General features: G+C 39.6%; 7 protein-coding genes. All 7 read right to left on the bottom strand.

The window, feature by feature from the left end:
• Positions 1 to 13 precede the first annotated feature (13 nt).
• Positions 14 to 3277: a TonB-dependent receptor gene (locus K429_RS0102825; RefSeq protein WP_025725975.1), complete on the bottom strand. Its 3264-nt coding sequence runs from the start codon at positions 3275 to 3277 to the stop codon at positions 14 to 16.
• 229 nt (positions 3278 to 3506) lie between these two features.
• Positions 3507 to 4616, bottom strand: coding sequence for a BACON domain-containing protein (locus tag K429_RS0102820; RefSeq protein ID WP_007218877.1), 1110 nt, complete (start codon positions 4614 to 4616; stop codon positions 3507 to 3509).
• A gap of 12 nt (positions 4617 to 4628) precedes the next feature.
• The gene (locus K429_RS0102815) at positions 4629 to 5000 is read right to left on the bottom strand and encodes a hypothetical protein (protein WP_007210197.1); all 372 of its coding nucleotides are present in this window, start codon (positions 4998 to 5000) and stop codon (positions 4629 to 4631) included.
• 25 nt (positions 5001 to 5025) lie between these two features.
• The gene (locus K429_RS0102810) at positions 5026 to 6336 is read right to left on the bottom strand and encodes a DUF4302 domain-containing protein (protein ID WP_007218875.1); all 1311 of its coding nucleotides are present in this window, start codon (positions 6334 to 6336) and stop codon (positions 5026 to 5028) included.
• A gap of 9 nt (positions 6337 to 6345) precedes the next feature.
• The gene (locus tag K429_RS0102805; RefSeq protein WP_025725974.1) at positions 6346 to 7224 is read right to left on the bottom strand and encodes a putative zinc-binding metallopeptidase; all 879 of its coding nucleotides are present in this window, start codon (positions 7222 to 7224) and stop codon (positions 6346 to 6348) included.
• A 25-nt stretch (positions 7225 to 7249) separates the two neighbouring features.
• Positions 7250 to 8845 carry a RagB/SusD family nutrient uptake outer membrane protein gene (locus K429_RS0102800; protein ID WP_007210194.1) on the bottom strand — a complete coding sequence of 532 codons (1596 nt, stop codon included), beginning with the start codon at positions 8843 to 8845 and terminating at the stop codon, positions 7250 to 7252.
• Positions 8846 to 8867: 22 nt separating this feature from the next.
• Entirely contained in the window at positions 8868 to 12200 is a 3333-nt protein-coding gene (locus tag K429_RS0102795; protein WP_007218873.1) for a SusC/RagA family TonB-linked outer membrane protein, read from the bottom strand.
• Positions 12201 to 12823: the final 623 nt, after the last annotated feature.

The raw sequence follows: 12823 nt of genomic DNA, 5'->3' as shown, positions 1-12823 counted from the left end.
CTCATCTTCTGTGTTAAAAGGTTACATTGATACCGATTGTATAACTGCTCAAAATAGGATAACCATATCCGTCTCCATCAGTATTGGCAGTAGAACGGAAATCTGCATCACCGGCACTGATACCTTCGGGATCATACATTTTAGTATGCTTGTTCAGCGGTGTCCATGTCAACAGGTTCTCACCGGCAAGGTAAATCTTCAAATCCTGCAAGTGCAGTTTATCGCAAAACTTCTTATTAAAAGTATAATCTATCTGAAGATTCTTCAGACGGACATAAGCTATATTCTGTAAATAGCGGTCATTGGCCTGGATACCCAACGCCTTTGTAGAACCATTCGCCAGATAGCCACGGTAGCGGGGCCAATAAGCATCGGTATTCTGGTTTTCTTCTGTCCATACATTATTTCCGGTATGCTCCTTCAGCATATAGCTGTAAGGACGGTCATATTGCCCCCAGAAGAAAGCTGACTCGCGATGCGGATACCAGTTTCGCTTGCCTACACCCTGAAAGAAAGTACTAATACCAATACCATTCCAATTGGCACTTAAATTGAGACCGAACTGATAGCGAGGCGTAGTATTTCCGATAACCTTCAGGTCACCGTGATCATCCAATGTATTCTGACCATTATCCACCGTACCACTTTTATCGAGATCGGCAAATTTCAGATCACCCGGTTTCAGAATATTCGTAGCGGATACTTTTAGTTTAGACTGATCTGCATGAGCATCTATTTCAGCCTGATCTTTAAATAATCCTTCGATATGATATCCCCAGATAGTACCGATTTCCTGTCCCTCATAATAAGTGGAGAGTAGTTTCGTAGGATTATTGAATTTAGTAACCCAGGTACGACTATCCCACAACATAGCTTTTACACTGTAATTAAATGGCTTATTAGCCAGTGTAAAATTGTCACGCCACATGACCGAAAGTTCCCAGCCCTTGGTTTTCATCTCCGCATTGTTACCTTTAGGCGTAGCGGCTCCCAGTACGGCAGGCAAGGTAGGACCTACTGTATACATATCCGTTGTATAGCGTTGATAGTAGTCGAACACCATCGACAAACGGTTAGATAGCATATCGACATCCAGACCAATATCATAAGTTGTCGATTTCTCCCAGGTCAGACTGTTGGGAACGATATTCGGAGTAGTGGCATACGTCTGCAATGCATCACCCAGAATAACAGATGTTTTCTTAATGGGAATTGTAGAAAGATAGAGGTAAGGGCTTACATTACCGTTGCCCAGACTACCTACGGAAGCACGGACTTTCAGGTTATCCAGCCAATTGCGGGTAGATTTCATAAAAGGCTCTTCAGAAATACGCCAGCCCAGTGATCCGGAAGGGAAGAACCCCCACTGCTGATTCTCGGGAAATTTGGAAGAGGCATCATAACGTCCACTTACTTCTGCCAGGTAACGACTCTTATAATTGTAGTTCAAACGATAGAGGAAACCTACATAAGCCCACTCATTTCCGCCTTGTCCCGTAGTATAATAATCACCATCCATAAGAGCAAAACTCGGTTTAGTGGCACTAATCAGACCACGGCGATAAGTTTGTATCGTTTTATAATCCTGGTGCTCAAGATTCCAGCCCAACAGTACATTCAGGTAATGATCGGAATTAGAAAATTTAGGAATATAGTTACCGGTAATATTGCTTGAGAGATATTCCTTGTTATAATCCATATTTTCCAGAGAACTGAATGTGTTACGGGTTCCCATTATTTCCGGTCCTGTATAGTAATTATACTGGTTCTCGGCTCTTAGACGGGTGGACTTGCTACTGTAATAAGTAAAGTCACCTTTAAAGATCAATTGCTGTTTTATAGGTGTATACGTCAAGGTCGTCGTATTGCGTACATCCAGTTTATTGTCCTTTTGCCAGGAAGTCCCTTCTACAAAACCTGCCCATCCGATATATACGGCTGCCTCGGTCCAAGTACCGTCAGGGTTCTTCTCCATAGTCACCGGATATCCCTGATGTTGTGCCTGGCGGGTTATATTCTGGCGGTCGTACATCACCATGGGCTGGTGGGAACGGAAAATCATGACATCTGTATTATTCTCCAACAAAAGAGATTTATTGATTTGTATTTCTCCTTTTGAACGGATATTATACTGCGTATACTTTTCGTCTCCGGCATTATAAATGCCATCCTGATTGTAGTAGCGTCCTGACACATAATACCGGGCACGCTCATTTCCCCCACTAATGCTGACATTATGTTCAGTGGAATAGTTCTGATCTTTATAAATGATATCCAGCCAGTTGGTATTACCAAAGTATTCATATTCCCCCTTATCATTGACACGCACTTTATCCAGAGAAGGATCGGCATCGCGTCTTACCAATTCATTATACCAGTCGGTAGAGTACTTAAATACATTATTGATACCTCCCGGAGGCGCCTCCTGACCTTCCAGATAAGCCGTATACCAGCCATCGGTCCACTGCAAACCATTACTAACGATACCATCTTCTGTCTTCACCGTACGCTGATGCATGGAGAAACTTCCGTTATAATTGATTTTCGTCTTTCCGGCAGTAGCGTTCTTGGTAGTTACCAATATCACTCCGAAAGCACCACGCGCACCATAGATAGCAGCCGAAGAAGCGTCCTTCAGTACAGATACACTTTCCACATCTGCGGGATTCACCGAGTTGAGATCACCCTCTACCCCGTTTATCAGCACAAGGGCACTACCACCTGCACCAATACTTCCTGTTCCACGAAGATTAATGGATGGCGTACGCGAAGGTTTACCGTCACTGAATGTAATGTTCAGCCCCGGCACCATACCTTGCAACGAACGAGAAATGTTGCTGTTGCCGCGCTCTGCAATCTGCTTGCTATCAATCTGGTCCACAGCACCCACCAGATTTACTTTCTTTGCCGTACCGTAACCTACGACCACCACTTCCTGCAATTGTTGCGCATCTTCCTTAAGTACGATCTGCATTTGCTGGTCATCTTTTACCAATACTTCTGTTTCTGAGTACCCGATATAGCTCAGTAACAGTTTTTTCCCTTTCTCTACATCCAAGACAAAATGTCCGTTCACATCAGTGATTGTTCCCGACTTTCCGTCTTTGATTCTCACCGTAACGCCGGCCAGCGGTTCTCCTGAGGCATCTTTTACCACACCTTTCAGTGGAACAAGATTAGCAGCAAGCAACATTCCTCCCCCTAAAACAAAGGTGAGGGCAACGGCAAAACGCCTGCTTACCAAACTCCATTCTAAAAAACATCTTTTCACTTTCATACTGTTCAATTGATAAAATAAATCAAGAATCCTTTCGGGGTGCAAAGGTGGAGGCTACAGATTTCAACTACGCTACAAGAAAGTGAAGTTAGGATGTCAATAGAATGACGAGATTTCAACAGCTCTTATGAAAGACACACGATAGTAGACACAAAAAGCCGTTTCTTCACAGAAACGGCTTTCTTCTATAGGTCAACATAAAGTTAAACCTAATTCGTCAGAGAGAATTCTAATGATCTGCTTTTATTTTCTTTATTGATAGATCTTTAAAGATATCATAATAACCAAGATTATTATTGTTACCAAACGTTGGAGACTTAGAAGCAAAGACATAAACTCCTATAGCATCGATAAAACTCTTTATAGTCCCTGTTTCTCCTGTAAAAGAAAATCCCTTTTTATCCTTGAAAGGGAAGAAAGGCATTAATTCTTCATCGTCTACATCAAGCTCAGCTATAGCTGGATAGGACAATGATGTGTCCGCATGTACATAGCCCGCTTCACTTCTCACAATGGTATAAAGATACCATTTTTGTGATTCTATAAATCCAAGATATTGTCCGTTAAGGGCACTCAATTGGTAGGTTTCACCATCGAATTTCAGAGGCAATACAACTCCTCTTATAGAACTCAGACCGTCTGCATAGAAAACCGCTTCATTTTCTTCATCTTGCAAAAGTTCTATTTTCACAGTTTCACTCACCCAATCATCCCCTTCACCAAAAGTAGAATAAGTAGCTTCATAAGTACCTGCAATATCATTCACACCAAACTGAACAAAAGTTATTTCTTTAGTTCCTTTTTGGCTCTTGAATATTACAGTTCCTTTACGGGCATTTCCAGTCGTATTCTCTGTTAAAGTAAAATTATAACCTTCTTTTACTTTCTCACCGGTTATCCAAGCCGGCATATCAACAGTATAGTCATAATCACTCTTCACAGGGATCGTTATAGTACTTTCTTCGTCAGACAGTCCGTAAAGATCATCTCCGTTCACATACCATACTCCACCGGCTTGTGACACAGGTACACGCACCTTGCTATCTAAGGTATTCGATATTTCAACAACCGCATTTCGGCCTACAAGACCAGTATAAGTAGGAACCGCCACTGTCACGACATTACCGTTAACAGTAACCGTACACCAATCCTGATTGCTTACCGCCGTAATGGCAGAATTACTTTGTACCTCTATAGTGCCGGTAGTTGCGATGGCAGTGAAAGATACATCAGACTTTATCACCTGTAAGGATGCAACGGCAGAATCATCATCATCTGAACAGGACGTTACCAAGAACAGGCATCCTATCAGCATCCATAAAATATTTATTTTTTTCATACGCTAAACAGTTTATTTTTTAGTTTTCAAAAGTTTTCGAACCGAAGCATTAATAATTGTATCAGAGAGATAAATAAAGAAAGTTACTCCCAATGCAATACACAACGATTCCGCAAAAGAATGTTTACTATCAAAGAATATCAGTAACAACATAATAAGTGCCGCCACTATTATATACTTCAGTATTTGCTTCAAGACAGAAATTTCATCAGATTTCTTAGCAATCACCAAATTTGCCGGTGAATAACACAACAAATCTATTAAAATAACCATTAACAATGCTTGTGGGAATGAATATCCATCTTCTCCATACATAAAGAAGGGGATTCCAACTAAAAGCACTATCATAGAGGCCACTACAGATAAAATTACTTTCCTATTCATAACAGTATCTTTCTTAATTAATAAATCATTGCTTAGTTAAACTAAACCAGACCTTATTATCAACTGTACTAACCAACTTAGCAGTAGTAGGAGTCTGATCATCATCAAATTCCACAGTATAGGGACTATGCGCGTCAACATACTCTATGATAGGATCTAAGAATACATAAAAATCATAGTTAATGCCAGGAGCAGTGGATTGAAGAGAGATTTTTTTGCTCGCCTCATCTATAATAGACATTTTATATCCATATGCAACATCCCAAACCTGTAATCCTAACCAATTAGATTCCCAACCCATACAATATGGGTTTGTATCATTTCCCGGATAGGCAGAATTTGCTCCAATATACCAACCAATAAACTCTTCATACTGGGTCGATTTATTTATTGCATAAGCATTACTGAATAAATCCATCAGTTCCTTGTCCATATCTCCAGTCCCCGCAGCTATATCAAAAGAAAGGTACCATTGAGAAGTTGTCCCACAGAACTGCTCCAAAGCTGTAGGATAAGGAAAAGAAACATCTGCATCCGTAGCTTTTATAGCCCCCGTAGCATCGTCATAGACTAAGCGTTGAAAAGTAATTCCATTTACCGTAAGCGGTTCATAGAGGTTTATTCCATCCGGAGTATAAATATATGCCATGTCTATATTTTCCAAGGAGCTGTCTTCTTTCATATCCGTATAAGAAAGTAATTTGCCCACCATGCTGACAGTATATTCTTTTCCTCCCACTACCATTTTCATGCGAGGTACGGCTGCCATTTTTTCCTGCATATCCAGTACCTTTTGCATATAGCTACCAGCACTCTCAGTCAGTTTAGTCATGACCATCTTATTGCCATATTTCTTTCCTTTTAGTACAATGCGGTCTTCACTCACTTCCATAAACACAAACTCATAGTCGCTGGCATATCCGTCAACATCACTGGACCCTCTTGGTTCTGAAAAGAAATGGAACAACAAATTGTAAGTATCGAATGTAAGAAGTGCACTTTGTTCGGAGATAACCCGGTAATACGAAGTCACTACCGTACCAGCCGGCCATTTATCACCGCTGCTGGAATTTAAAGATAATTCCGAAGTCATATCAACCTTACCATTATCGAACTTTGCAGTATAAGTATATCCACCCATCGAACGGTCGCTCGGATAGAACTCCATTACCCAACCCTGCGGATCATCCTGAAGAATAGCTTTATATTTAGTCAAAGCTTCATTCATCCTTTCAGCTGCCGACTTATCAAATAAGTCCTCTTCTTCACTTACACATGAGTTGAAGCAGAATCCGGCGAGCAATAAAAATAGAATATAATATATTTTTTTCATCATTTTTCATATTTATTTAAGTGTTTCCAAATCAATTTCTCCGGTTACAACATCACTCATACGACGCTGAACAACGTCACGGAGTTCGTCCATATCAATATTCCATGCTGTTTGCATGTAATTCTTTACAATCGTCAATTTCTGATTGATGATTTCAGCACCTTTGGTTCCGGCTGCTTCCATCTGTTTCGCCCAATACTCAGCCGTATTTGTGATATAAATAGAAGTAACTTCCGCAATATCTTCACGAGGTTCGCTCATTGCATAAGGAGAAATGAAACCACTTGCCAACGCATCTTCATCAGACTCCAGATACCAGTCACCACTCACATAAAGCCCCTCGGAAATACGGTCATAATCTGGATCATAACTCTTTGTCTGGTGAAGGATATGGGCAAACTCATGATGCATGGTCTTAAAATAGTACTCATTCAGAAAATCTGCATCTATCTTCAGATTGTTTACAAGATATAAAGTAACCTTTAACCCACCTTCCGCAGTACCAAGCACCATCGTTCCATTGTCCTCGTAGGCAGCGGAACCTACCAAATGAAGAACTTTGGGCACATACTGACGCGTAAAGTCGATACCCGCCACTTCATCATAGGTTTCCAGCCATGCATACTTCACGATATGCGCCAACTTCACCGATTTATCATAATCAGCAGGAGCCAGAGTATAATCATGATTAGATTCAATATCCTCCATATGATATTTCAATGCGATATTATAAGGCATTGTATAGTTAGCGAGGATCCATTTATCAAAATCATTTTGTTCACTTGTCGGCTGATCTTCAAAAATGCTCTTAGGGTCCAGATCATCTTCGCTACAACTTGTAAAGTTCAGCAATGAAGCCGCTATGCCTAATATATATAAATATTTCTTCATAATTTTTCTTTTTAAAATTAACCGATTAATTACGCGGATTAGCTTCCAATCCTGCTGTTATTACGCTTTGCGGTAACTGAATAGCCCGACGTGAATCATCCGCTTTCAATTCATCGTTCACAGTAATTTCATTGTTATATACAGTACGACGATAAATTTCCAAACCATATCTCTTAATATCAAACCAACGCAAGCCTTCATGCAAGGTCAATATACGGCGTACATGCAAAATTGCATGAATAAGGTTTTCTTGTGTACCCGATTCTACCGTAAAATCAGGATGCAGCGCCTTTTTAGGAGTAGGAGCTTTCGGAGTATAAAATTTCATACCCGTACCGGTTGCTTCTGAATATTCTCCATACAATGCATTGACAGACTCTACCGTTACAGTATTCGTGGATTTAGTGAAAGCATGTATCCATGTATCCAAATCCGCTGCTGCTTTCGTATAGTCTTTTTTCATTGTGTAGGCTTCAGCACGATTCAGAATTACCTCATCAGTTGTGAAAGCTGGAAACATCACATGGGCATTACCAATATCATTCACAGGATCTGTTATTTCAAAATATTCAGCCATCTTTCCCATTATAACTTTGGGAAGTCCCTGATAAGACGGTATGCTGAAATAAAGCATGGAATAACCACCCCAGATAGAGATTGTCTTACAAGTCTCCTTATTGGCTATCATATCATTATGAGTATATTTTTCTCCTAACCCATAAGGTCCGTGAATTCTTCCCCATGAAGAACTCGTTGAATATAATAACAGATTAGCCTTCTCGCTTACATTGATAAATGCAGTGGCACGGATAGAGTTATTAGGACTCAGTGCTCCGACAGTAGCCCAGTCCCGCAACATTGCCGTCGGATTTTCTGTCAGAACCACCGTTGCATACTGAATGGCCTTATCATAGTTTGATTTATCATCCTTTACATAATAAAGATAAAAACGTGTTGCGAAAGCATATCCGGCTTTTTTATTAAAATGATATTTAGGAACAGAATAAATAGCATCATTCAATAAAGGTAGTCCGGCTTCTATATCAGCTGCAATTTTTTCATAGACTTCCGCTACAGTTCCGCGAGTATATTCAGGAGACACGGTAGTTTCCAAATGAGTCATATATGGAATGCCTAAATCCGTAGTGCTGGTTTTCGGACTATACGCCTTACTAAAAATATTGACCAGAACAAAGTGGTTGTAGGCACGGCATAACAATGCTTCTCCCCTCTGAGGATCCAAAGATGACGGGTTCCCCATAGTATTAATAGCATCCAGAGCTGCATTAGCTGCTGCAATCGCCTTATAGCAATCATTCCACAAAGAATATGGGCTGTCTTCTTCCTTATATGTCGCATCCTTCCAGGTAGCGGCTTCTTCCTGCAACTTGTTATACGCAGTCCAGGTGCCACCATTATCATCCGCATTATCAGATGACATCTCAGCCAGCAATGCATAGTTAGTTTCAGGATAAGCAGATACCAGCATGCTGGTTATTTTGGCTTCCGTATCCAGTTCTGTACGGTTATCCGGCATTTCATCCAAAAAGTCGTCACAGGATGACAATGCTACAGTCATCGCCAATACCATAAATGGATAATATATATATTTCTTTTCCATAATCTAATTAGCTTTTAATGTTTTAAATACCAAGTCTCAAAGTCAATGTAAACTGCTTAGGCACAGGAGCCGCTACACCACCGGAACGGAAGAACTCAGGATCTTGTCCGTTCAGTTTATCATCCGAATAGATCAGAAACAAGTTAGTAGCTTGCAACTTTAAAGAAAGATCATTAATAAATATTTTCTCTAACCACTTCTTCGGGAAATCATAAGAAACTGATATTTCTTTCATACGAATAAAATCCCCTTTAGCTATACGTTCCGTAGAATAATTGTATGCGTTATAAAGAGTTTTTAAGTGATTATCAGTATCGCTCTGCCGCTTCGTTACAATCGTTGGTATTGTGGTTATACTCTCTTCACCTGCCAGTACCCAACGATTTTTAAACTCTTTCGGCATAGAAGTCAGATCCGTATATTCGTTACTGAATACGGGATCCAGGCGAATAACATTACCGAATGAGTAAGTGATAAATACATTCAGTTTAAACCCTTTGTAACGGAATATATTTCCGAAGCTACCGGTAATAGTAGGATCAGTCGGACCTTCATATTTCAGATAATCCAGCTTCTGACTTTGAAAATCAATATCATTACCATCACTCGTCAAGTTTCCATCCTGATCAATAAAAGTAGGTAAACCATCTTCATTCAATCCCTTAAACTGATACGAGAATAACCCACGTACCGGATAACCTTTAAGTGCAAATCCTGTACCGGAAACCACGTCAATAACTTCTGCATCCGATTCCAGATCTGTAACTTCATTTTTTGCCTGAGAGAAGATAAAATCCGTAGTCCACCCAAAGTCTTTCGTTTGAATATTTCGTGTAGAAAGCGTAAATTCAACACCATGTGATTTCATGGTAGCCACATTAGCCAGTTTACGAATTTGTCCTCCGACACCGGGAGTCTGTATCACACCAATCAAATCATAGTTATCACGTTTATACCAGTCAATAGCAAAGTTGATGCGATTGTCCAGGAATCCCATATCTGCACCAATATTCAACTCATGTTTCTTCTCATAAGTCAGGTCGTCATTTGCCAAATCTATAATCTTTAGACCACTTTCCTGAATGTTGGCAAACGGACGATAAGGTTTATAACTCTTTAATACCATGGTAGAGTTAGTAACCGTATTCGGCCCCGGATCTCCGGTCAAAGAATAAGAAGCCTTCAAAGCAAAGTGTGCCAAAGCCGGTTTCAATGACTCAAAGAATTCCTCCTCGTGCATATTCCATGCTGCTGATATATTCCATGTGGGTAACCAGCGTGCACTACGACTCTTGCCTAAACGGTTAGTACCCTCATAACGATAAGTACCATTCACCGTATATTTACCCTGATAAGAATAAGTAGCGTTTGCAAAGAAAGCTGCTGATCTAGAACGGGTATTAGTCAATGAATAATAGTCAGTACCCTCTTCTATGCTCTTTTTAAAGAACTGATAAGTATAGAACGGAATTTCGCCCTGCGTATATTGCATACCCCAACCATTAAAGTAAGTCTTATTACGATCGGAAGAGTTTGTCTCCATACCGGCAAAAAGATTCACAATATGTTTTTCGGCAAATACATGATTCCAACTTCCAGTAGCGCGGAAGTCATATCCCAGCATCTTATAGTTCGTACGTTGATAAATACCTCCTTGAGGCAATACGCTAATAGGTAATGCATATGGGTTATCCGGATCAGTATACAAGAAGGGGTTACGATCACGTACCGTAGCATCGGGCATAGCACGATAAGCCATAGCCTGGTTAGAATCATCCGTAATGAGGTGTTCTTGTGAAGTTGCAGAATACTTCACAGCTCCCAATGCTGAAAATTCCAACCCTGTAATAGGTTTCCATTTCAACTCCCCCTGGAACTTTAAATCTGCCACATCCAGATTCATATAGTTATTATCCAATTCATGAAGGATATTGAAATCAGCATAATTACGGGTATACATTGTCTTTGAATCCAATGCACGGGAAGTGTTCAACGCATACGAATACGGGTTAATATCAAAGTCACGCTTCACTTCACCATATACAGGATCCACACTTTGGCTCAAAGTACCAGGAGCCTTTTGTTTTCTATAGGCTGCCGAAGATATAAGATTAATGGATAGCTGTTTTGAAATATTATATGTAGCATTCAGATTAGCCGTATATCTGTTTACCTCACTATCTTTATACCATCCCGGATCGGCCATAGCACTTAAAGAGGCATAGAAAGAAGCTTTTTCCGTACCGGATGAAAGACTGACAGAATGATTATGCATCACAGAATTACTGAATAGTGCATCAAACCAATCTGTATTTCTGTACTCAGCCTCCTGCAAATAATCATTCATTGCAGTGTCTGTGTGTTCCAAGGCAAATGTACCGGTCACCGGATTATAAGTATTCATCAACTGATACATCTTACCATAGACACCACTTTGAGCAGCACGATAAGTATCCGAGAAATTTAACCAGCCTTTCTCCTTCATCTCTTTGTAAACTCCCATCTGTTCCTGTGAATTCATAATATTGAAGTCAGCATATCTCGGAGTCATACGCATGGTAAATTCACCGGTATAGGAAATATGACTTTTTCCGGCCTGCCCTTTCTTGGTAGTAACTACAATCACACCTGCCATGGCACGTGCACCATAAATAGAAGTCGCAGATCCATCCTTCAAAATTTGGAAACTCTCAATATCATTTGCATTCAGACCTGCAATGGCAGAACTAATCAATGTAACGGCGTCACCAGAAGACAACTCATCGGCACTTACTTCCGTAACATCTTCCATTATGATACCATCAACTACCCACAACGGTTTAGAACTACCATAAATAGATGTAGCACCACGAACACGTATTTTAGGAGCTGTACCGAAAGTTCCGGAAACATTTTGTACAGATACACCTGCCGCACGTCCTTCCAACGAACGGCTAATATCTGCCAAACCATCCAATTTCACATCTTCACTGGACAATTTGGTCGCAGCACCTGTAAAAAGTCGTTTATCCATCTTTGTCATACCGGTAACCACTACTTCTTCCAAAACTTCAGCATCCGGTTTCATCACGATTTTCATCGTCCCGCTTTTTATATTAACCTCTATCGTCTGCATGCCGACGTAAGTTATTCTCAGTATTTTTGCCGTACCCGGCACATTAGTAAGTGTAAACTTACCATCGAGATCTGTTACCGCCCCCTGGTTTGTACCTTTAATCAAAACAGATGCACCTACAATAGGCTGATTGTCTTCTTCAAAAATGACTAGTCCCGTCACTGTTTTTGGAGTTTGCGCAATCGCCAAGCCAATTCCAATAAGTAGGCAGGCTAATGATAAAACAATTTTTTTCTCCATAAGCTCTCTTAAATATATGTGTTAATACTAGAATCTACCATGTTCTAGCAGAACTTATGAAAAGCAAATTCTCAACAGTTATTTTTTATTATTCAAAATAGCTTGTTCGTTATGAAAAATTTCATTTGAATGTAATCAATGAGATTATATCTAAAAAACAAACTCATAGTTTACATTTGCTTTTATGTTAACATTAATGCCTTTTTCTATAAAGCGATGCTATTTTTATGTTATTAACAACAAAAGAATCTTTATTATTCACTAAAACAAAGCATATTTCTATCATTTTGCTTTTTAAAGCAATCATATAATCACTATCTTCTTGATTAAAAACAGATATAAATGTAATATAAACACTTAACCAAATACATATTCAAACAATATGTATTTGCAAGTATTTTAGATTTTATTTTATATTTTGCTTTGATTTTATAGAATATTACTTAAATTTGCAGCTGTGGAACATGAATAAACGACTATGCTTTCAGAGGATATGATCAAAACACATTTACGAAAGAAAGATTAATGTCATTCTTCATCTACACTTCAAATAAATATATAGCTCAAAGTTTGAAAAGATAATAAAAATCTATATTCCTGAAAAAGTAACAGAAGTATCATGA

Origin of the sequence: Bacteroides sp. 14(A) (assembly GCF_000526555.1) — a bacterium.
Lineage (GTDB): Bacteria > Bacteroidota > Bacteroidia > Bacteroidales > Bacteroidaceae > Bacteroides > Bacteroides cellulosilyticus.
This window is presented reverse-complemented; position numbering and strand designations above follow the sequence as displayed.

Excerpts from the sequence above, each read along its gene's own strand:
- K429_RS0102825 (WP_025725975.1), bottom strand. The coding sequence starts at position 3,277 with ATGAAAGTGAAAAGATGTTTTTTAGAATGGAGTTTGGTAAGCAGGCGT.
- K429_RS0102820 (WP_007218877.1), bottom strand. The coding sequence starts at position 4,616 with ATGAAAAAAATAAATATTTTATGGATGCTGATAGGATGCCTGTTCTTG.
- K429_RS0102815 (WP_007210197.1), bottom strand. The coding sequence starts at position 5,000 with ATGAATAGGAAAGTAATTTTATCTGTAGTGGCCTCTATGATAGTGCTT.
- K429_RS0102810 (WP_007218875.1), bottom strand. The coding sequence starts at position 6,336 with ATGATGAAAAAAATATATTATATTCTATTTTTATTGCTCGCCGGATTC.
- K429_RS0102805 (WP_025725974.1), bottom strand. The coding sequence starts at position 7,224 with ATGAAGAAATATTTATATATATTAGGCATAGCGGCTTCATTGCTGAAC.
- K429_RS0102800 (WP_007210194.1), bottom strand. The coding sequence starts at position 8,845 with ATGGAAAAGAAATATATATATTATCCATTTATGGTATTGGCGATGACT.
- K429_RS0102795 (WP_007218873.1), bottom strand. The coding sequence starts at position 12,200 with ATGGAGAAAAAAATTGTTTTATCATTAGCCTGCCTACTTATTGGAATT.